This is a genomic window from Agrobacterium sp. ST15.13.015, assembly GCF_027871645.1.
Classification (GTDB): domain Bacteria; phylum Pseudomonadota; class Alphaproteobacteria; order Rhizobiales; family Rhizobiaceae; genus Agrobacterium; species Agrobacterium leguminum.
Map to the genome: position 1 here is coordinate 23,841 of NZ_JAQAHF010000003.1, position 21,960 is coordinate 45,800.

A 21,960-nucleotide genomic window follows, 5' to 3' on the forward strand; every position below is an offset into this window, starting at 1 on the left:
ACGGAAGCAGGAGCCAGAATGGAAAATACCGTATTCAAGCACAGCCTGACGGTTGGGGAGGTTGCCCGCCGCAGCGGCATCGCCGTGTCCACCATCCATTTTTATGAGGCGAAGGGGCTGATTGAAGGTTGGCGAACTGCCGGTAACCAGCGTCGTTATCATCGCGCCGTCCTGCGGCGTATCGCCATCATCCGCATCGCGCAACGAGCGGGTATACAGCTCAGCATCATCCGGGATGCGATGGCCGATCTGCCGCAGGATCGGGTGGCAACGACGGCCGATTGGCGCAGGTTTTCCCAATCCTGGCGGGAAATGCTGCAGCTTCGCATCAACAGCCTGATCATGCTGCGCGATCAGCTTACCGGCTGTATCGGTTGCGGGTGCCTTTCGCTGGATGATTGTCCGTTGCGCAATCCGAACGATGTTCTGGCCGATGACGGCGCAGGTCCGCGCCGCCTCGTTTCTGCGGAATGAACGGGATTTCCGAACCGGAACGCTTGTTTCTCACTCGGAATCGGCGGCAACCCAGACGCTGACGCTGCCGCCATTGGTGGGAAAGACGCCCTTGCCGCTCTCATCGAGGGTAATCCGTTCTTCACGGTGCCCGAGAAAGTCGCGCCAGACCGCCCCGGCGTGATCGGGACCGAGATCGATCTGCTTTTCTGCGGGCTCGCCATTCGACATCACCACCACGCAGCCCGGCGCATCGGCGGCGCCGTGGCGAATAAAGGCGATGCAGCTTGCATCGTCGAGAATATCCGTCTGGGCTCCGTTGGCGAAACGGCTGCGGGCCTCGATGAGTTTCGGCAGGCATTCAATGGCGGGCATATCGATTTTATACTCGTTGCCGTCATTGCCGGTGTCGGTATAGCTCGTGCCGAACAGATCGGGATAAAAGACGCAGGGCACACCCTCTTCGCGCAGCAGGATGATCGCATAGGCAAGAGGCTTGAACCAGGGCTCCACCGGCGCTTCCAGCGATTGCAGCGGCTGCGTGTCGTGATTGTCGACCAGCGTGACTGCATGGTCGGGAACGGCGGAGACAAGCGAACCATCGAAGATGCTGCGCATATCGAAATCGCCGCCCTGTTTCGAGGCATCGTGGAAGCTGTGGTGAAGGGCGACATCGAAAAGCATCAGCTGCTTGTCGACGAGTTCCAGATAGCTTTTCAACGCCTCGAGATCGGGGTGCCAATATTCCGCCACGACGAAAAGATCGGGATCGACCGTTTCGCGCATATGGTCGACCCAGTCGCGGAAGAACCAGGCCGGAATATGTTTGGCGGCATCGAGACGGAAGCCATCGACCTGCACCTGCTCGGAGAGCCAGCGGCCCCAATATTTGAGCTCTTCGTAAACCGCCCGGTTCCTGAACTCGACATCGGCACCCATCAGATAATCGAAATTGCCGTTTTCCTGATCGACTTCCTCATTCCATTCCCCATCGCCATACTCATTGACGAGGCGGAATATACCGTCTTCGGTCGGCTCTTCGATGTGATCGACACCGCTGAAGCACTTCAGGTCCCAGATGAATTTGGAGTGTTTGCCGTTGCGGCCGGGAAAGGTGAAGCGGGTAAAGGCCAGCGCCTGAAAGTCTTCATCATCGATTTCGGTACGGTCTTCGGGATTGACGCGGCGAACCCGTACCTTTTCCTTTTCATCCGCACCCATCTTGTGATTGAGAACCACGTCATGAATGACGCGGATGCCGTTTTCCTTCAGCGTCCGGCCCGCATGTTCGAGGGCGGCGCGATCGCCATATTTGGTGGCGACGGTGCCCTTCTGGTCGAATTCACCGAGGTCGAAGAGATCGTAGGTATCGTAACCGACCGAATAACCGCCGGCAGCACCCTTATAGGCGGGCGGCAGCCAGATATCGGTGATGCCCATTTTGGCAAGGCTTTCGGCCTTTTCGGCCACCTCGCTCCATAATTTCCCTCCGTCCGGATAATACCAATGGAAGAACTGAAGCAAGGTGCGTCCGGCCATATTTCCCTCACAGTCGTTAGCAGGTCGCGCCATAAACGGCCCGGCGGCGAAAGGGTTCCGCCGCCAGCCATGCGCGATCTGCAATTGTGAGGCCGGTGGCCTGTCCGTATATTAGCCGGCTATCTCGAGAAGGGCTGCGCCCGCCTGCAGATAGTCGCCTTCCTTGACAATGAGGCGAACTTTGCCGGCCTTGGTGGCGATAATCTGCGTCTCCATCTTCATGGCTTCCATGACGGCCAGAAGATCGCCTTGCGACACCGTATCACCGTCTTTTACCTTGAAGGACTGCAGCGTGCCGGAAACCGGGGCGGTGATTTCGCCCTCCTTTTCCTTGGGGGCGGCGGTGCCGGGAACGGCCCCGCTGTTGCCGCTAACCGCACCGAGGCTGGAGAGCAGCAGGCTGGGCAGACCTACCGATACACGCTTGCCGTCGATTTCCAGAAAAGTGCGGGTGACGGAAGGGTCGTCGGCCGGTGCCGGGCGCTCCATGGCATCCGGCATGGCGGCGAAATCGGTCTCGATCCAGCGGGTGTGAACCTTGAAACCGTCAGTTCCGACGAAGTCTTCGGTTTCGATTGCGGCCCGATGGAACGGCAGGACGGTGGCGATGCCTTCGATGCGGAATTCTTTGAGCGCGCGGCGGGCGCGGCGCAGAACCTGATCGCGGTCGGCACCGGTGACGATCAGCTTCGCCATAAGCGAGTCGAATACGCCCGGCACGCTGGAGCCGCTGACGACGCCGCTATCCACGCGAATGCCGGGACCGGAGGGGGCGTTGAAAACCGAGATCGACCCGGGGGTCGGCAGGAAGCCCCGGCCGGGATCTTCGGCATTGATGCGGAATTCCATCGAATGGCCACGCGGTTCCGGCGTTTCGAGAACCCGCAGCTTTTGGCCTTCAGCAATACGGAACTGCTCGATGACGAGATCGATACCGGTGGTTTCTTCGGTAACGGGATGTTCCACCTGCAGGCGCGTATTGACCTCGAGGAAAGAAATCGTGCCATCGACGCCGAGCAGGAATTCGACCGTGCCGGCGCCGGAATAACCGGCAGCGGCGCAGATAGCTTTTGCAGCCGCATGGATTTTCTGCCGCTGTTCGGCGGAGAGGAACGGGGCGGGAGCCTCTTCGATCAGCTTCTGGTTCCGGCGCTGCAGCGAACAATCGCGGGTGCCAAGGACGAGCACATTGCCATGCTTGTCGGCCAGAACCTGCGCCTCGATATGGCGCGGCCGGTCAAGGAAGCGCTCAAGGAAACACTCGCCGCGGCCAAAGGCGGCCGTTGCCTCGCGCACCGCGGATTCGTAGAGATCGGCGATCTCTTCCATCTTCCACGCAACCTTCAGGCCGCGACCACCGCCGCCATGGGCCGCCTTGATGGCGACGGGCAAGCCGTGTTCTTCGGCGAAGGCCGTGACTTCGGCAGCGGAAGACACCGGACCGTCACTGCCGGCGACCAGCGGTGCGCCGACGCCGGTGGCAATGCGCCGTGCCTCTACCTTGTCGCCCAGTGCCTCGATGACATGCGGGTCGGGGCCAATCCAGATGAGGCCGGCATCGAGAACGGCACGCGCAAATTCGGCGCGTTCGGACAGGAAACCGTAACCGGGATGAATGGCATCCGCGCCGGCGCGTTTGGCAATCGCAATCAGCTTGGCGATATCGAGATAGGTCTCGGCCGGCCGCACGCCCTCCAGCGCATAGGCCTCATCCGCCAGCCGGACGAAGAGCGCATCCTGATCGGGATCGGCATAAACGGCGACCGATTGCAGGCCGTAATCGCGACATGCGCGGATGATGCGGACCGCGATCTCGCCGCGATTGGCAATCAGCACTTTTTTCATCGCTCTTCTCCTCGGAATTCTGTGTTCTTGGCCGCGATTTCGGCGAAGGGGCCGATCGGGCGGAATTTGATTTTGGCGTTGACGGGGATTTGTCCCGCAAGATCGAGATGATATTCGGCGACCGCGCCGATGACGGGATAACCGCCCGTCAGGGGGTGATCGGCAAGGAAGAGAACCGGCTGGCCGCTATGGGGAATCTGGATCGCTCCCGTCGCCGTGCCTTCGCTCGGCAATTCGGCGCTGTCCTTGCGCTCCACCGGCACGTCGCCGGCAAGGCGGATGCCGACGCGGTTCGATTGCGGCGTGACCTGCCAGAGCTGGCCGGTCAGCGTGTCGATGCCCTCCTGGGTGAACCAGTCGGTGCGGGGGCCGAGAACGACGTCCAGCGTGACGACCTCACCCGTTGCCGGCGGTTCGAAGGCCGGAACCTCGTCGATCGATACGCTGGAAAGGCCGGTCTTCTCTCCCTTAAGCGGCAGGGTGGCGCCTGTACCCACCGGCTCTGGGCCGACGACAGCCAGCGTATCCGTTGCGAAACTGCCGAGCACCGGCTCGACATCGAAGCCGCCGCGCACCGCAAGATAACAGCGCATGCCCTTTGGCGGCTGGCCGAAAGTGACCACATCACCGGGTTCGAGCGGCACCGGGCCATGGGTCTTTGCCGCGAAGCTGCGATCTGCCGTGGTGATGGTGACGGGGCAGGGGGCGCCTGCAATGCCGATGACGGCGCGGCTCGTGCTTTTAAAGGAAAATCCACCGAGCGTCAGTTCGAGACAGGGCGTGTTGACGGGGTTACCAACGATGCGGTTTGCGGCATTGAACGCGCCACGATCCAGTGCGCCGGAGGCCGAAACGCCCTGTCCGGTCTGGCCGAAGCGGCCGAGATCCTGAAAGATGGCGGGCATGGGGGCTGCGAGCACCTCGAAATGCGGGCCTGCTTTTGCCCGGTCTTTCCCGGCGCTGCGCGGTTCCGAGACGGGGATGTCGACCGTTTTGCCGGCCTTGTCCATGTCGAAGAAACGCACGCGGTAACCCGGCTGGAAAAGCGCGCCGGGATCGCGGTCTATATCCCACATCTTCACCGGCGTGGTGCCGATGATCTGCCAGCCGCCGGGGCTGTTTTGCGGGTAGACGCCGCTGAAGGCGCCGGCCAGCGCCACCGAACCTGCCGGAATGCGGGTGCGCGGGCTTTGCCGGCGTGGCACATGCAGCGCCGGATCGCCGCCGACCAGATAACCGAAGCCGGGAGCGAACCCGCAAAAGGCCACAGTGAATTCGCTTTCGGTGTGGCGGCGGATGACCTCTTCGATGCTCATGCCGGTCAGTTCGGCAACATCGGCAAGGTCCTCACCATTATAGTGGACGGGGATTTCCACGAGATTGTCCGAAGGCGCGATTTTTGCCGAGAGATCGCGGCTTGCCAGTCGCGCGACCAGCGCTTCGGCACCGATCTTCTCAGGGCGAAAGCGGATCATCAGGGTGCGGGCAGCCGGCACGGTCTCTTCGATACCTTCGACCGGATCGTTCTGAAGCGAGGCGAAAAGCGCCAGCGTTTCATCGAGATCGGCAAGTTCGACAAGAATGGTGGTGAGGCTGACGGGGAGAAAACGCATCATGTCCTCACGCGTGATAGGCTGAATCGGGAATGTCGGTGATGAACATGTGCCCCGGCGCATGGGTGATCGCAAAGGGTACGCCCGACGCCATCACGGCGGCCTGGGGTGTGACGCCGCAGGCCCAGAACACCGGAACTTCGCCCGGCTCGATCCGCACCGCATCGCCGAAATCAGGCTTTGCAAGATCGGTGATGCCGATCTCTTCCGGTGCGCCGACATGCACGGGCGACCCGTGTACGGCCGGAAAACGTCCCGAAATGGTCGCAGCATCGGCGACCCGGGAGGCCGGGATCGGCCGCATGGAAACGACCATATTGCCCTTCAGCCGACCGGCCGGGCGGCAGGGTCGGTTGGTGAGATACATCGGCACATTGCTCTTGTCGGTCATATGGCGGATTTCGATGCCCGCTTCCACCATCGGCGTTTCGAAGGTGAAGCTGCAGCCGATCAGGAAGGCGACGAGATCATCGCGCTCCGCCCAGGCGGCGGTTGCATCCGCTGTTTCCTCGACGAGCTTGCCGTCCCGCCAGATGCGGTAGAGCGGCAGGTCGGTTCTCAGATCTGCGCCGGGCGCGAGCAGCGTTGTCGGCGAACCGGGATCGGACACGTCCAGCACCGGGCAGGGTTTGGGATTGCGCTGCGCGTAAAGCAGGAAATCGAAGGCCCAGTCGCGCGGCAGCACGATCATGTTCGCCTGCGTGAAGCCGGGTGCAATGCCGGAAGTTGGGGCGACGAGGCCGTCGCGATAGGTCGCACGGGCCTTTCGTGCGGCGTCCGCGTTGGTGTGGTTGAGATAGGATGTCGGTATCGTCATCGGCTATCCTTTCAACGATTGGATGCGAAAGAGCGGATGTCGATGCCATCAGCCTCGAAACGGCGGCGGATTTCCTGGGCGATGGCGACGGCACCGGGGCTGTCGCCGTGCACGCAGATGGATTGCGCTTCGATTTTTATGATGCTGCCATCGATGGCCTCCAGCGTGCCTTCGCGGGCAAGCTGCACCATGCGGTCGGCGATTTTGGCCGCGTCATGCAGCACGGCACCGGCTTCGCGGCGGGAGACGAGTTGGCCCTGAGGCGTATAGGCGCGATCCGCGAAAGCTTCGGCGACGACGGCAAGACCTGCCTTGCGGGCAAGATCGAGGATGGGCGCGTTCGCAAGACCCATCAGCACCAGCGAAGGATCGATGGCCTTGATGCCGTCAATGACGGCCTGCCCCTGTTTCGCATCGTTGGCGATGCGGTTGTAAAGCGCGCCATGCGGTTTCACGTAACGCACCGTTGTGCCGGCAGCGGCGGCGACGCCTTTCAGTGCCCCGATCTGGTAGATGACATCGGCGATCAGTTCTTCCGAGGTCGCGTCCAGATCGCGGCGGCCGAAGCCGACGCGGTCCGGATAGGAGACATGGGCGCCGACGACCACGCCTTTTTCGGCGGCGGCCTTGACGGTGCGGTAGATACCGGCCGGATCGCCGGCATGAAATCCGCAGGCGATGTTGGCGCTTGAAACGATAGCGAGCATCGCTTCGTCGTCTCCCATGCGCCATGCGCCGTAACTTTCGCCAAGATCGCTGTTGAGATCGATAGCGGCCATGTTTGCCTCCCTTCAGAGCATTTCCAGCAAAAGTGCGTAGCGGTTTTGCGTCCGGAAAATGCGTAAAACACTAGTTTATTACAGGCCGAGCAGGCCGAAGATGGTGCCGGCGGACTTGTAGCCCATGTACCATGTCAATGCGCAGGTCAGAACGCCAAGCACAAGCAGGATGCGCGGGTAACGATAGCCGCCCATCAGGTCTTCGCGTTTCCATGCGGCGAACAGGAAGATGCTGAGGCCGATGGGCAGGATGAGGCCGTTCAGGCCGCCGACGAAGACCAGCATGGCGGCGGGCGGCGTGGTGATCAGCAGGTAGCAGACGAGTGAGACGGCGATGAAAACGACTGTCGCCATGTTGCGGGCACGTTCGGTCATGTCCTGCTTGAAGACGGGCAGGAATGAAACTGAGGTATAGGCCGCGCCGATGACGCTGGTGATGGCCGCTGCCCAGAAGATGATGCCGAAGAGCCGGAAGCCGAGATCGCCTGCAGCCGAACGGAAGGCCTGTGCGGCCGGATTGGCGGCCTGGCCCGACGTATCGATGATGACGCCGCTGGCGACGACGCCGAGAATGGCGAGGAACAGCACATAGCGCATGACGCCGGTGACGGCGATGCCGGTCAGCGCCGCGCGGTTGACGGCCGGCAGGTTTTCGATGCCGACCATGCCCCGGTCCAGCAGCCGGTGCGCGCCGGAATAGGTGATGTAGCCGCCGACGGTGCCGCCGACGATGGTGGTGATGGTTGCGAAATTGATCGTATCCGGCAGGAAGGTCTGGCGGAAGGCGTCACCCACCGGCGGTGCGGAAACGAAGGCCACATAAAGTGTCAGCACGATCATCAGGATGCCGGCGAAAATGATGAACCGGTCGACGGCAAGGCCTGCGCGTTTGGAAACGAAGATGGCGATGGAAAAGACCGCGCTGATGGCGCCGCCGATTTTCGGGTCCAGCCCGAAAATGGCATTCAGGCCAAGGCCGGTGCCGCCAATATTACCGATGTTGAAGAACAGGCCGCCGATAATGACGAGAATGGCCAGAAGATAACCCGAACCGGGAATGGCGGCATTGGCAATATCGGATGCGCGCATGCGCGTCAGCGTCACGATACGCCAGATGTTGAGCTGGACGACGAAGTCGATGAGGATGGAGGCGAGGATGCCGAAGGCGAAGGCGGCACCGAGCTGGGTCGTGAATGTCGCCGTCTGCGTGATGAAGCCGGGACCGATGGCGGATGTCGCCATCAGGAAGATCGCCCCCATCAGGGATGCGCGTTTTGACATTTTCATATCGGCAGTCGGGGTGAGCTTTTTCTGCTCCATGGATTTTCTCCGCTCCTGTCGCAATCCGCCCCTCGCGGATGCTTTATGCGGACGATCTTGTCCTGTTCTGCGAAATTGTCAACTTTGTTCAACAATATAAAGTTATCGTTCTTTCATTTTGTCCATTTGTTGGACGTAATGGGCAGGATTTAATCACGTTTTTTTCGTGCTTTGCTAATGCTTTGTGCTATGGGCAATCATGCCGTGTCCGAACATGCCTGTCACGGAATTCCCGATGCTGCATTGCTCTTAAGGAAAGGAGCGCCATGACCGAAACGATAGAGGGTCTGCCGCTTGCGGATCGATTGGCCAAGGGTATTCGCACCCTGCTGATCTCCGGCGAGTTGATGCCGGGACAGCGCCTATCAGAGGCAGCCTTCAGTGAACGTTTCGACGTCTCGCGCAATTCGCTGCGCGAAGCTTTCCGGTTGCTGACCAAGGACGGGCTTCTGCGCCACGAGGCAAATCGCGGCGTGTTCGTCGCCGTTCCCACCATGTCCTCGGTCATCGATATTTATAGGGTGCGACGCATGGTGGAATGCGGCGCACTTCGCCAGGCCTGGCACAAGCATCCCGCAATCAAGACGATGCGGGCAGCGGTCGAGGACGCCAAGGTCAAGCGTGAAGATGCAGACTGGCTGGGTGTGGGCAGCGCCAACATGAAATTTCACGCCGCCGTCGTCGATCTTCTCGACAGCGCTCGCCTCAGCGATTTTTACGAGCGTATCGCCGCTGAACTCAGGCTTTGTTTCGGTTTGCTGAAAGATCCCGAACAGCTTCATTCCCCCTTCGTGGACATGAACAGCAAGATCCTGTCGCTGATGGAAGAGGGCAAGGCGCAAGAGGCCGGCGACGAGATGGAAATCTATCTCAATCTGTCCGAGCGGACGGTTCTGAAGGCGCTTGAACGCGCCGTCGAACACGCTTCCTGACATGACGGGCGGCAGTGGAGAAAATGACCCTTGCCGCTCCCGCCATTTTTTGCAGCCGCAGCCGATTGCCAAGTTTGCTGCGCTGCGTCATCAATGCTGACATGACGCTTCGCGACCTGACCATTCTCGTTATCGACGAAAACGCGATCCGCGCCTCCATCATCGAGGAGGGGCTGCGCGAGGCCGGCTATCATCGCGTCACCGTCATCCACGAGGTGAACGGGGTGGCGCGCACCATCGAGACGCTGCAGCCCGATGTCATCTTCATCGATCTCGAAAATCCCAATCGTGACATGATGGAGCATCTGTTCCAGCTTACCCGCACGGTCGGCCGGCCGATCGCCATGTTTGTCGATCGCTCCGACACCGCGTCCATTGAGGCGGCCGTCGAGGCGGGCGTTTCCGCCTATGTGGTGGACGGGCTGAAGAAGGAGCGGGTCAAGCCCATTCTCGATATGGCGGTCAGCCGCTTCAATGCCTTCAGCCGTCTTCAGCGGGAACTTGCCGAAGCGAAATCGGCGCTTGAGGAACGCAAGGTCATCGAGCGCGCCAAGGGCATTCTGATGAAGATGCGCGGCCTTTCCGAAGAGGAGGCCTTTGCCCTTTTGCGGCAAACCGCAATGAACGAGAAGAAGAAGATTTCCGAGATCGCGCAAAGCGTGGTCACCGCGGCCGGTCTGTTGATGTAACGAACCGCCGGTCGGACAGTGTGGAGTGAATGATATGGCGGCACCGGAAAAAACGGCCGGATCAGACAGCGGCGTAACGCAAGCACCGGCAATCGTCGGCAGCGACCGGCAGAAAATTCTGCGTGCCGGCTTTATTCCGCTTGTCGACGCATCCGTCCTGATTGCTGCGGCCGAATTCGGTTTCGCAGAACGCGAAGGCCTTTCGCTCGATCTCGTCAAGGATGTTTCCTGGGCGAATGTGCGCGACCGGCTGGCGTTTCGGCAATTCGATATCGCCCACATGCTGTCGCCGATGCCCGTCGCCTCCATGCTCGGGCTTGGCTCAAATCCGTCGCCGACGATCACGCCCTTTTCACTCGGGCGCGGCGGCAATGCGATCACGCTTTCGACCCGGCTGTTTGCACGGATGAAGACTTTGACCGGGCTTTCCGAAACGGCCGGAGCGCTCGAAAATGCCGAGGCGTTGAAGCGGGTGCTCGATGATATGCGCGCCCGCGGCGAACCGCCGCCGACGCTTGGCATGACCTATCCATTTTCATCGCATAATTACGAGTTTCGCTACTGGCTTGCCGCCGGCGGCATTCACCCCGATCACGATGTCAAGCTTGTGGTCGTGCCGCCGCCATTGACCTCGGATGCGCTTGCCGCAGGGGCCATTGACGGTTTCTGCGTCGGAGCGCCGTGGAACATCGTCGCCGCCGAGCGCGGTGTCGGTCGCATCGTTGCGGCCAAGCAGGATTTGTGGCCTTCCGCACCGGAAAAAGTCATCGGCATGCGACCCGAATGGGCGGAAAACCAGCAGGAAACGGTCGGACGGTTGCTGAAGGCGCTCGATGCCGCCGCGCGCTGGTGCGACCTAGCCGAAAATCACGATGATCTCAGCGCTGCCCTTGCCGATCCCCGTTATATCGGCGCACCGGAAGGTATCATTCGCCGTGTGCTTGCCGGTGAATTCAGTATCGACAGCCAGGGCAACCGCCGGGTGATCGACAATTATTTCATCTTCCACGATGGTCACGCCAATTATCCGCGCCAGAGCCAGGCATTGTGGATCTACAGCCAGATGATCCGCTGGGGGCAGGCCGAGTTTTCCCAGGCCGGTGTGGAGGCCGCCCTGTCTGCCTACCGGCCGGATATTTATCGGGCGGCGCTGGGCGACGCCAATGCACCTGACGATGCCGATATCCGCATCGAAGGGCAGGAAGAGCAGGACCGTTTCGTGGATGGCCTCGTATTCGATCCCGCCGACATTACCGGCTACGTGAACGCCTTTTCCGTGCGCACCGCCGCACCGTTTTCTCCGACTTCAGGCGAGACGTAAGCGTCGTCTTGCCTTGCGGGCTGCGCAAATTTCAAGCGCAGGATTCTTCTCTTTGCACAAATGGAAGACAGAAAACGCGCTGATTAAAATTTAATCAGTAGATCGATTTTAAAAATAATCCTTTATTTTCAATAATATAATCTACATTTTATAAATTGGCACGCCTCTTGCTTCTTGTTTTTTGCACCGGTCAACGGCGATCGGGGCAAGCAAGGCGCGGCATAGGCGCTTTCACAAGACACAGACGTCGCAAGGTTTTGCTGCCCGGAACACCTCCCGTTCCGCAGGCGCAAACACCGAGCGGCGTTTTTTTATTTTCAGGTTTTTTCGCAAGCGAAAGCGTCACCCGCAGAGGTGGCCCAATAAGGGGAACATGCGAATGAAAAAGATATTCTCCGGCGATGTCAGCCGCCGCACGATACTGAAGACGACAGCCGCCGCCGCCCTTGTCAGCGCCGTGCGCGTGGCCTTTCCGTCCGGTGCTTTCGCAGCCACCGCTGAGCCCGAGGTGAAAGGCGCGAAAATCGGCTTCATCGCGCTCACCGATGCCGCTCCGCTCATCATTGCGGCGGAAAAGGGTCTGTTCGCCAAACACGGCATGCCGGATGTCGAGGTTCTGAAACAGGCCTCCTGGGGTGCGACGCGCGACAATCTCGTGCTCGGCGGCGTATCGAACGGCATCGATGGCGCACACATCCTGACGCCCATGCCCTATCTCATGCATACCGGCAAGGTGACCCAGAATAATGTGCCGGTGCCGATGGCCATCCTCGCCCGCCTCAACCTCGACAGCCAGGGCATTTCCGTCGCCAGGGAATATGCAGAAACCGGCGTTCAGCTGGATGCCTCCAAGCTCAAGGCGGCTTTCGAGAAAAAGAAGGCCGAAGGCAAGGAAATCAAGGCCGCCATGACCTTCCCCGGCGGCACGCATGATCTCTGGATCCGCTACTGGCTGGCCGCCGGCGGCATCGATCCGGACAAGGACGTCTCCACCATCGTCGTTCCGCCGCCGCAGATGGTCGCCAATATGAAGGTCGGCAATATGGACGTCTTCTGTGTGGGCGAACCCTGGAACGAGCAGCTTGTCAATCAGGGCATCGGTTTCACCGCCTGTACCACCGGCGAACTCTGGAAGGGCCATCCGGAAAAGGCGCTCGGCATGCGCGCCGACTGGGTGGAAAAGAACCCCAACGCCACCAAGGCGCTGCTGATGGCCGTGATGGAAGCGCAGCAATGGTGCGATGAAATGGCGAACAAGGAGGAAATGTCCACCATCCTCGGCAAACGCCAATGGTTCAACGTGCCGCCGAAGGATGTGCTTGGCCGCCTGAAGGGCAATATCAATTACGGCAACGGCCGCGTGCTCGAAAATACCGGCCTGCAGATGAAGTTCTGGCAGGACCATGCCTCCTATCCCTTCCGCAGCCACGACAGCTGGTTCATCGCGGAAAACATCCGCTGGGGCAAATTCGCACCCGATACGGATGTGAAAGCGCTGGTGGAGAAGGTGAACCGAGATGATATCTGGCGCGCGGCGGCCAAGGATCTCGGCGTTGCCGATCTTCCCGCCTCCACCTCGCGCGGCAAGGAAACCTTCTTCGACGGCAAGGTCTTCGACCCGGAAAATCCGTCGGCCTATCTCGAAAGCCTGTCCATCAAGGCGGCCTCCTGAGGAGGAGACCCGGGGGTATCGCCCCTCATCCGCCAGATGCGCTGCCCAACCGGCGCGAGTGAAGACCGGATGAGGGGCGAGCCCCAGACCGCAACCGAAATCAAGAGGAAACGCCCATGTCCGCATTGGCCCGAAAATTCAACGAAGAGCCGCAGCAGCCGATAGCGCAGAAGGCAAACGTCGTGTCGCTTGCGCCGAAACAGTCGCCGCGGATCGATCTGCGCAAATGGGGTGCGGCCGCTGCCCGCAACATCGTACCGCCGTTCATCGTCCTCGCCATTCTGCTGGGCGTCTGGCAATTGCTCTGTTCCGCCCCCGGCTCATCGCTGCCGCCCCCGAGCCAGGTTTTCGAGGAGAGCTACGATCTCATCGTATCGCCGTTCTTCCATAATGGTTCGCAGGATATCGGCCTTGGCTGGCGCGTGCTGGTCTCGCTGGAGCGTGTGGCTTACGGTTTCGGCCTCGCCGCCATTGCCGGTATCATTCTCGGTGCGGTGATCGGTCAGTCGGTCTGGGCCATGCGCGGTCTCGATCCGATCTTCCAGGTGCTGCGCACCGTGCCGCCGCTTGCCTGGCTGCCGCTTTCGCTGGCCGCCTTTCAGGACAGCAATCCTTCGGCCATTTTCGTGATCTTCATCACCTCCATCTGGCCGGTCATCATCAATACCGCAGTCGGCGTGCGCAATATTCCGCAGGACTACCGCAACGTGGCGCAGGTGCTGCGGCTCAACCAGCTGGAATTCTTCTTCAAGATCATGCTGCCTTCGGCGGCACCCTACATCTTCACCGGCCTGCGTATCGGTGTCGGCCTTTCGTGGCTCGCAATCGTCGCGGCGGAAATGCTGACCGGCGGCGTCGGCATCGGTTTCTTCATCTGGGATGCGTGGAATTCCTCGCGCCTGCCCGACATCATCGTGGCGCTCGTCTACATCGGCGTCGTCGGCTTCGTGCTCGACAAGCTGGTGGCGGCGCTCGGCAAGGTCATCACCCGCGGCGCTGCGGCAAATTAAGAGGGCGACGATCATGAACGCTTATCTGAAGCTCGATCACATCGACAAATATTTCGACAAGGGCGGTTCGCGCGCCGAGGTGCTGAAAGGCATCAATCTCACCATCGAAAAAGGCGAATTCGTCTCCGTCATCGGCCATTCCGGTTGCGGCAAATCCACCATGCTCAATCTCATCGCCGGACTGACGAAAGTGTCTGCCGGTGCCGTTCTGCTCGAAAACCGCGAGGTCAACGAGCCCGGCCCGGAACGCGCCGTCGTGTTTCAGAACCACAGCCTGCTGCCATGGCTTTCGGTTTATGAAAACGTCAACCTTGCTGTCGAGAAGGTCTTCCGCAATACCAAGACCCGGGCCGAGCGGCATGACTGGGTCATGCGTAATCTCGATCTCGTGCAGATGGCCCATGCCAGGGACAAGAAACCGTCTGAAATTTCCGGCGGCATGAAACAGCGCGTCGGCATTGCCCGCGCGCTCGCCATGGAGCCGAAGATCCTGCTGCTCGACGAGCCTTTCGGTGCGCTGGACGCGCTGACCCGCGCCCATCTCCAGGACGCGGTGATGGAAATCCACGCCCGGCTTGGCAACACCATGGTCATGATCACTCATGATGTCGACGAGGCGGTGCTGCTTTCCGACCGTATCGTGATGATGACCAACGGTCCGGCAGCCCACATCGGCGAAGTGCTGGAGGTGCCGCTGGCACGCCCGCGCAACCGCATCGAGCTCGCATCCGACAAGACCTACCTCAAATGCCGCGAGGCCGTGCTGAAGTTCCTTTACGAACGTCACCGCTTCGTCGAAGCTGCGGAGTAACGCCCATGACGCAAAAACTCGTCATCATCGGCAATGGCATGGCGCCGGGACGCATGCTGGAAAACCTGTTCGAAACCGCTCCCGGCCTTTACGACGTCACCATTTTCAACGCCGAACCGCGCGTCAATTACGACCGCATCATGCTCTCGCCGGTGCTTTCTGGCGAAAAGAGCTATGAAGACATCGTCATTCATAATGACGAATGGTATGCGGCTAACAATGTCACGCTGCACAAGGGCGCGAAGGTCACCGGCATCGACCGCGACAGAAAGACCGTGACCAGCGAAAACGGCATCACGGTTTCCTACGACAAGCTGGTGATCGCCACCGGTTCGTTGCCTTTCATCATTCCGGTTCCCGGCCACCAATTGCCGGGCGTGCTCGCCTACCGCGATCTCGACGATGTGACTAAGATGCTGGAAATCGCCGAGGGCAAGGGCCGCGCCATCGTCATCGGCGCCGGTCTTCTAGGGCTGGAAGCCGCCTATGGCCTCAAGCGCCAGGGCATGGACGTTACCGTCATCCACCTGATGCCGACGATCATGGAGCGCCAGCTCGATCCAGCAGCGGCCTATCTTCTCGAAAAGGCGCTCAATGAGCGCGGCATCGACATCATCACCAAGGCCAATACCAAATGCATTCTCGGTGAGGAGAAGGTCGAAGGCATCGAGCTGGAAGACGGCCGGGTCATCAAGGGCGACATGGTGGTGATGGCGGTCGGCATCCGTCCTGCCTCGGGTCTCGCCAAGGAGGCGGGTATAGCCGTCAATCGCGGCATCGTGGTGGATGACGGCATGATGACGTCGGACGCCTCGATCTATGCGCTTGGCGAATGCGCCGAGCATCGTGGCATGTGTTATGGCCTCGTTGCGCCGCTTTATGAATCGGCGCGGGTGCTGGCGGACCGGCTGTGTGGCGGCTCGGCCGAATATCACGGCTCTGTCACCAATACCAAGCTGAAGGTCACCGGCATCAACCTGTTTTCCGCCGGTGATTTTGCAGAAGGCGACGACCGCGAGGAAATCGTGCTGCGCGATGCCACCGCCGGTGTCTATAAGCGCCTGATCCTCAAGGAAAACCGCATCATCGGCGCGGTGCTTTACGGCGAGACGGCTGATGGTTCGTGGTTCTTCGATCTGATGAAGAAATCGACCGATATTTCCGCCATGCGCGAAACCCTGATTTTCGGTCAGGCCTATCAGGGAGGGTCGCCGCTGGACCCTATGGCGGCCGTTGCAGCCTTGCCGGATGATGCGGAAATCTGCGGCTGCAACGGCGTCTGCAAGGGCAAGATCACATCGGCCATCACCTCCAAGGGGCTGACATCGCTGGACGATGTGCGCGCCCACACGAAGGCATCCGCCTCCTGCGGCAATTGCACCGGCCTTGTCGAGCAGCTGATGACGATAACGCTCGGCGACAGCTATAATCCCGCTGCCGTGCAGCCCATGTGCAAATGCACCGATCTCGGCCACGACGATGTGCGCCGTCTCATCAAGGCCAAGGGGCTGAAGACCATCCCGGCCGTGATGCAGGAGCTGGAATGGAAGACCTCCTGCGGCTGCGCCAAATGCCGGCCGGCGCTCAATTATTACCTCGTCTGCGACTGGCCGGATGAATATGCCGACGATTACCAGTCGCGTTTCATCAATGAGCGCGTCCACGCCAATATCCAGAAGGACGGTACCTATTCCGTCGTTCCGCGCATGTGGGGCGGCGTCACCTCTTCCTCCGAGCTCCGGGCGATTGCGGATGTGGTCGACAAGTTCGAAATCCCGATGGTGAAGGTGACGGGCGGCCAGCGCATCGATCTTCTCGGCATCGAGAAGGAGGATCTGCCGGCGGTCTGGGCCGATCTCGGCAAGGCTGGTTTCATTTCCGGCCAGGCTTACGCCAAAGGTTTGCGCACGGTCAAAACCTGCGTCGGCCAGCAATGGTGCCGCTTCGGCACGCAGGATTCCACCGGCCTTGGCATCCGCATCGAAAAATTCATGTGGGGCTCGTGGACACCCGCCAAGCTGAAACTTGCGGTCTCAGGCTGTCCGCGCAACTGCGCGGAGGCGACCTGCAAGGATATCGGCGTGATCTGCGTCGATTCCGGTTTCGAGATCCATTTCGCCGGTGCCGCCGGCCTCGATATCAAGGGCACGGAAGTTCTGGGTCTCGTCAAAACCGAGGATGAGGCGCTGGAGCATATCGTGGCGCTGACGCAGATGTATCGCGAACAGGCCCGCTATCTTGAGCGCATTTACAAATGGGCCAAGCGCATCGGTTATGACGAAATCCGCCGCCAGATCATGGACGATGCGGAAAAGCGCAAGGCCTATTTCGATCGCTTCGTCTTCAGCCAAAAATTCGCGCAGGTCGATCCCTGGTCGGAACGCGTATCCGGCCACGACAAGCACGAATTCAGGCCCATGGCGGCGATCGGTTTCAATCAGGCGGCGGAGTGAGAACGATGGACAGCAACTGGATCGATATTGGCGATATCTCCGACATTCCCCTGCGCGGCGCGCGTTGCGTCAAAACGCCGATGGGCAAGATCGCCGTGTTCCGCACGGCGGAAAATCAGGTCTTCGCCATCGAGGACCACTGCCCGCACAAGGGCGGGCCGCTGAGCCAGGGCATCGTGCATGGCGCTTCGGTGACATGTCCTTTGCATAATTGGGTCATTTCGCTGGAAACTGGCAAGGCGCTGGGGGCGGATGAGGGCGAGGTGCGGACCATTCCAGTGCGTAATCTGGATGGGAGGCTTTCGATAGCGCTCGAAACCCTGATGATTGCGGCGGAGTGAATTGCGATGGCGGTGGCATTACCCCCCTCTGTCCTGCCGGACATCTCCCCCTCAGGGGGGGAGATCATTTGCGGCACGAATTTCCATTCACGGCTTGCGTCGCCGGTCGCAGAGATGAAGCGGCAAGCCTTCCGCTTGTCGATCTCCCCCCTTGAGGGGGAGATGTCCGGCAGGACAGAGGGGGGTAAACGCCGCGCACCGAGAGGGCAAACCCATGCCCGTTGAAACCAAAACCACCTGTCCCTATTGCGGCGTCGGCTGCGGCGTCATCGCCACCATCAACGATAACGGTGCCGTTTCCGTCAAAGGCGATCAGGATCACCCCGCCAATTTCGGACGGCTGTGCTCCAAAGGTTCGGCTTTGGCCGAAACCATCGACCTCGACGGTCGCCTGCTCCACCCGGAAATCGCCGGCAGGTGGGCGTCATGGGACGAAGCGCTTGACCTCGTCGCTTCCCGGTTTTCTCAAGCCATCGCCGAACACGGCCCGGACTCCGTCGCCTTTTACGTCTCCGGCCAATTGCTGACAGAAGATTATTACCTCGCCAACAAGCTGATGAAGGGTTTCATCGGCTCGGCCAATATCGATACCAATTCAAGGCTGTGCATGTCGTCGTCCGTCGCCGGCCATCGCCGCGCCTTCGGTGCCGATACGGTGCCGGGCACCTATGAGGATATGGAGCTTGCCGATCTGGTGATCCTCACCGGTTCCAATCTCGCCTGGTGCCATCCAGTGCTTTACCAAAGGCTTGCGGCGGCAAAGGCGGCGCGGCCGGACATGAAAGTCGTTGTCATCGATCCGCGCCGGACGATGAGCGCCGATATTGCCGATATGCACCTCGCCATCCGCCCGGATGGAGATGTGGCGCTGTTTACCGGTTTGCTGGCGCATCTTTCAGATAGTCCTGCAGTCGATCGCGGTTATGTGGAAAATCACACGGTCGGTTTTGATGCAGCGATGCAGGCAGCAAACGAGCATAGCCTGCCGGAGATCGCCGAAGCCACCGGCCTGACGATTGCCGAACTGATTTCCTTTTACGAATTGTTCGAACGCACCGAAAAAACCGTCACCTGCTACAGTCAGGGTGTCAACCAGTCTGAAAGCGGCACCGACAAGGTCAACGCGATCATCAATTGCCACCTTGCCACCGGCCGCATCGGCAGGCCGGGCATGGGTCCCTTTTCGCTCACCGGCCAGCCGAACGCCATGGGTGGGCGTGAGGTCGGCGGGCTCGCCAACATGCTGGCCGCCCATATGGCCATCGAAAATGCCGAGGATCGCGACCGTGTGCGGCGCTTCTGGGCCTCGCCCGCCATTGCGGAAAAACCCGGACTGAAGGCGGTGGACATGTTCAGGGCCGTGGCCGATGGCCGCATCAAGGCGCTGTGGATCATGGCGACCAACCCGGTGGTTTCCATGCCGGATGCCGGTGCCGTCGAGGCGGCCATCAAGGCGTGTCCTTTCGTCGTGGTGTCCGATGTCATGGCGAGTACCGATACGGCCCGCCATGCGCATGTGCTTCTGCCATCGCGTGGCTGGGGTGAAAAGGACGGCACCGTCACCAATTCCGAGCGGCGCATTTCCCGCCAGCGCGGTTTTCTCGATGCGCCCGGTGAAGCGAAATCGGACTGGTGGCAAATGGCGGAAGTGGGCCGGCGCATGGGTTTCGGCACGGCCTTCGCCTACGGCCAGCCATCGGATATTTTTGCCGAACATGCCGCTCTTTCAGGTTTCGAGAATGCCGGCAGTCGCGATTTCGATATCAGCGGCGTCGAGCGGAATTCCTATGATGCGATGACGCCGTTTCAATGGCCGAAGGCCGGGCAGGGCGATGCCGTCGTTACCCGCTTTTTTTCGGATGGGCGGTTTTACCATGCCGATGGCAAGGCGCGGTTCATCGCCACCGCTTTGCCGGAGACAGGCAGGACATCGGCGGATTACCCGCTGACACTGAATACCGGCCGTATCCGCGATCAATGGCACACCATGACCCGCACCGGCAAAAGTGCGCGCCTGACCGCCCATATCGCCGAGCCCTTCGCCGAGCTTCATCCGCGCGATGCGCAGGCGCTGGGAATCGAAAGTGCCGATCTGGTGGAACTGGAAAGCCCTCATGGCAAGGTTCTGCTGCGGGCGCTGGTGAGCGAAAGGCAGGCGCGCGGCTCGGTGTTTGCGCCGATGCACTGGAACGACCAGTTCGCCTCGCAGGCGCGCATCGATGTTGTGGTTGCGCCGGTGACGGACCCCTATTCCGGCCAGCCCGCCTCGAAAAACGTGGCAGTAAGGGCAAGGCGCTTCGAAGCTAAAGCCTATGGTTTCGCCATCTCCCGCATCCGGCCGGATGCGCCGGATTGTGCGTACTGGGCCACGGCCAAAGCGGATGGCGGCTATCGCATGGAGCTTGCCTTTGCCGAGGAGCCGCAGGACTGGACACTCTGGGCGCGACAGGTCTTCGGCATCGAGGCCAGGGTCGAGCCGCTGGGTTATAGTGACCGGCAGACGGGTGACCTGCGCCTCGCCTTCTTCGACCGCGATATCCTGCTGGCGGCGCTGTTCGTCGCCAGGCAGCCGGTGGCCGTTGCCCGCAACTGGGCCATCTCGCAACTTGCCGAGCGTCATGAGGATCTGCGCATGCGTTTTGCGCTGGTCGCTGGTCGCCCCGGTGCCGGCCGCGCCGATCCGGGCGCCACCGTCTGCTCCTGCTTTAACGTCGGAGTGAACCAGATTACCGCGGCCATCCGCGAAGGCTGCCGCAGCGTCGAAGCCATCGGCAAGGCGTTGAATGCCGGAACCAATTGCGGCTCCTGCCGCGCCGAAATCAGGGGGATCATCGATGGATGCCTTAAAACCGCAGCGGAATGAACCGGCCCGCATGGAAAGATTAGCCAAGTTGCCGGTCTTCTGGGGGCTTGAGGGCAAGCGCGTGGTGCTGGCGGGCGGATCGGACGGGGCCGCCTGGAAGGCGGAACTGCTGCTGGCCTGCGGGGCGGAATTGCATCTTTATTGCGAGGCAAGCGAGCTTTCGGAAAGCTTTGCAGTGCTTGTCGCAAAAAGCCAGATGCTGAGATGGCATGACCGTCCGTGGGGTTCGGATATCTTCGGCGGCGCGGAACTGGCGCTGGCGGATTGCGAAACCGATGCGGAAGCCGCGAGCTTCTACGCTGCCGCGCGCGCGACCGGCGTTCCCGTCAATGTCATCGACAAGCCGGAATTCTGCCAGTTCCAGTTTGGCTCCATCGTCAATCGCTCGCCCGTGGTGGTGTCGATCTCTACCGATGGCGCAGCACCCATTCTGGCGCAGGCTATCCGCCGGCGCATTGAGACATTGCTGCCGCTTTCGCTGAAGGATTGGGGCGCGCTTGCCCAGACAATCCGCGAGCGCGTCAATCTGCGGCTCGCTCCCGGTGCGTCGCGGCGCTCTTTCTGGGAAAAATTCGTCGATCGGGCTTTTACCGAAAGGCTGGATGAGCGCAGCGAGGAAAGGCTGCTTGCGGATATCGGAATGCAGGCTGCGCGGGCAGGATCGGGGCGGGGCCTTGTGACGCTTGTGGGCGCCGGACCGGGCGATGCCGAACTGCTGACACTGAAAGCGGTGCGCGCTCTGCAGGCGGCCGATGTCATCCTGTTCGACGATCTCGTTTCGGCGGAAGTGCTGGAACTGGCGCGGCGGGAGGCGAAACGCATGCTGGTCGGCAAGCGTGGCGGCCGGGAAAGCTGCAGGCAGGAAGACATCAATGACATGATGATCCGTCTCGCCAAGGCAGGCAAACGGGTGGTGCGGTTGAAATCCGGCGATCCAATGATTTTCGGGCGCGCCGGCGAGGAAATCGCTGCGCTTGAGGCTGAAAATATCCCGGTTGAGATCGTTCCCGGCATCACTGCCGCAAGCGCCATGGCCTCGCGTCTGGGTGTGTCCCTGACCCATCGCGACCATGCCCAGTCGGTACGCTTCATCACCGGCCATTCCCGGCAGGGAAGGCTGCCGGAGAATATCGACTGGAAATCGCTGTCTGACCCTTCCGTAACCACGGTCTTTTACATGGGTGGGCGCACCGCAGCCGAGATCGAAGCTGCCCTGCTTGCCCATGGCATGCCTGCCTTGACGCCCGTTGCCATCATGATTTCCGTCAGTCGCTCAAACGAACAGCGTTGGTGCGGTTCGCTTACGCAACTGGCTGCGGCCGTTGAGAGGCTGGGTGTAAACGAACCGGTGCTAATCGGCATCGGCGATGCATTTGGTGCCGCGTCCTCGGCGATGTCCCGTTCCAGCCCGCTCATTCAGAAAGTCGGCTAAATAATATCGTCAAATGGCGTCGTGGGGTTCACGACCTGTTTTCATCCCGCCACTATCGCTGCTGCAAAAC

The 21,960-nt window shown here is 60.8% G+C and carries 17 protein-coding genes; 11 read left to right on the top strand and 6 right to left on the bottom strand.

Going from position 1 to position 21,960, the window contains the following annotated elements; translation table 11 throughout:
* The first annotated feature begins 18 nt into the window (after positions 1-18).
* Positions 19-474, top strand: a complete 456-nt coding sequence (soxR, locus tag PIB16_RS05375) for a redox-sensitive transcriptional activator SoxR (RefSeq protein ID WP_003519761.1) — start codon at positions 19-21, stop codon at positions 472-474.
* 30 nt (positions 475-504) lie between these two features.
* On the opposite strand, the gene amyA is transcribed toward soxR, so the two are convergent.
* The 6 genes from amyA to PIB16_RS05405 form a co-directional block, all read right to left on the bottom strand.
* Entirely contained in the window at positions 505-1,992 is a 1,488-nt protein-coding gene (amyA, locus tag PIB16_RS05380) for an alpha-amylase (protein WP_271045130.1), read from the bottom strand.
* 111 nt (positions 1,993-2,103) lie between these two features.
* Positions 2,104-3,837 (bottom strand): acetyl/propionyl/methylcrotonyl-CoA carboxylase subunit alpha, encoded by a 1,734-nt coding sequence (locus PIB16_RS05385; protein WP_065656668.1) that lies wholly within the window; start codon positions 3,835-3,837, stop codon positions 2,104-2,106.
* Positions 3,834-5,450: a 5-oxoprolinase/urea amidolyase family protein gene (locus PIB16_RS05390; RefSeq protein ID WP_065656706.1), complete on the bottom strand. Its 1,617-nt coding sequence runs from the start codon at positions 5,448-5,450 to the stop codon at positions 3,834-3,836. The genes PIB16_RS05385 and PIB16_RS05390 overlap by 4 nt, the downstream gene beginning before the upstream one ends.
* A 7-nt stretch (positions 5,451-5,457) precedes the next feature.
* Positions 5,458-6,267, bottom strand: coding sequence for a putative hydro-lyase (locus PIB16_RS05395; protein WP_080857581.1), 810 nt, complete (start codon positions 6,265-6,267; stop codon positions 5,458-5,460).
* An 11-nt stretch (positions 6,268-6,278) separates the two neighbouring features.
* On the bottom strand, positions 6,279-7,046 hold the full coding sequence (locus PIB16_RS05400; RefSeq protein ID WP_059758319.1) for a LamB/YcsF family protein: 768 nt from the start codon (positions 7,044-7,046) through the stop codon (positions 6,279-6,281).
* A 78-nt stretch (positions 7,047-7,124) separates the two neighbouring features.
* Entirely contained in the window at positions 7,125-8,366 is a 1,242-nt protein-coding gene (locus tag PIB16_RS05405) for an NRAMP family divalent metal transporter (protein WP_065656666.1), read from the bottom strand.
* A 266-nt stretch (positions 8,367-8,632) separates the two neighbouring features.
* Between PIB16_RS05405 and PIB16_RS05410 the strand changes: the two genes are divergently transcribed.
* The 10 genes from PIB16_RS05410 to cysG all read left to right on the top strand — a co-directional run bounded on the left by PIB16_RS05410 (position 8,633) and on the right by cysG (position 21,890).
* Positions 8,633-9,298, top strand: coding sequence for a GntR family transcriptional regulator (locus PIB16_RS05410; RefSeq protein WP_065656665.1), 666 nt, complete (start codon positions 8,633-8,635; stop codon positions 9,296-9,298).
* A 101-nt stretch (positions 9,299-9,399) separates the two neighbouring features.
* Complete coding sequence (locus PIB16_RS05415; RefSeq protein ID WP_003519752.1) at positions 9,400-9,987, top strand: ANTAR domain-containing response regulator; 588 nt, start codon at positions 9,400-9,402, stop codon at positions 9,985-9,987.
* Between the two features lie 34 nt (positions 9,988-10,021).
* Positions 10,022-11,308 carry a CmpA/NrtA family ABC transporter substrate-binding protein gene (locus PIB16_RS05420; protein ID WP_104679806.1) on the top strand — a complete coding sequence of 429 codons (1,287 nt, stop codon included), beginning with the start codon at positions 10,022-10,024 and terminating at the stop codon, positions 11,306-11,308.
* A gap of 379 nt (positions 11,309-11,687) precedes the next feature.
* Positions 11,688-12,980 (top strand): CmpA/NrtA family ABC transporter substrate-binding protein, encoded by a 1,293-nt coding sequence (locus tag PIB16_RS05425; protein WP_271045131.1) that lies wholly within the window; start codon positions 11,688-11,690, stop codon positions 12,978-12,980.
* 116 nt (positions 12,981-13,096) lie between these two features.
* A complete protein-coding gene (gene ntrB / locus PIB16_RS05430; RefSeq protein WP_104679804.1) occupies positions 13,097-13,990 on the top strand; it encodes a nitrate ABC transporter permease in 894 nt (297 codons plus the stop codon).
* Between the two features lie 13 nt (positions 13,991-14,003).
* Positions 14,004-14,801: an ABC transporter ATP-binding protein gene (locus tag PIB16_RS05435; RefSeq protein ID WP_078052189.1), complete on the top strand. Its 798-nt coding sequence runs from the start codon at positions 14,004-14,006 to the stop codon at positions 14,799-14,801.
* 5 nt (positions 14,802-14,806) lie between these two features.
* A complete protein-coding gene (nirB, locus tag PIB16_RS05440; RefSeq protein ID WP_142845578.1) occupies positions 14,807-17,254 on the top strand; it encodes a nitrite reductase large subunit NirB in 2,448 nt (815 codons plus the stop codon).
* Between the two features lie 5 nt (positions 17,255-17,259).
* Positions 17,260-17,595 (top strand): nitrite reductase small subunit NirD, encoded by a 336-nt coding sequence (gene nirD, locus PIB16_RS05445; protein WP_003519747.1) that lies wholly within the window; start codon positions 17,260-17,262, stop codon positions 17,593-17,595.
* Positions 17,596-17,809: 214 nt separating this feature from the next.
* Entirely contained in the window at positions 17,810-20,458 is a 2,649-nt protein-coding gene (locus PIB16_RS05450) for a nitrate reductase (protein ID WP_271045132.1), read from the top strand.
* Positions 20,430-21,890, top strand: coding sequence for a siroheme synthase CysG (gene cysG, locus PIB16_RS05455; RefSeq protein ID WP_271045133.1), 1,461 nt, complete (start codon positions 20,430-20,432; stop codon positions 21,888-21,890). Before PIB16_RS05450 ends, cysG begins: the two co-directional genes overlap by 29 nt.
* Positions 21,891-21,960 lie beyond the last annotated feature (70 nt).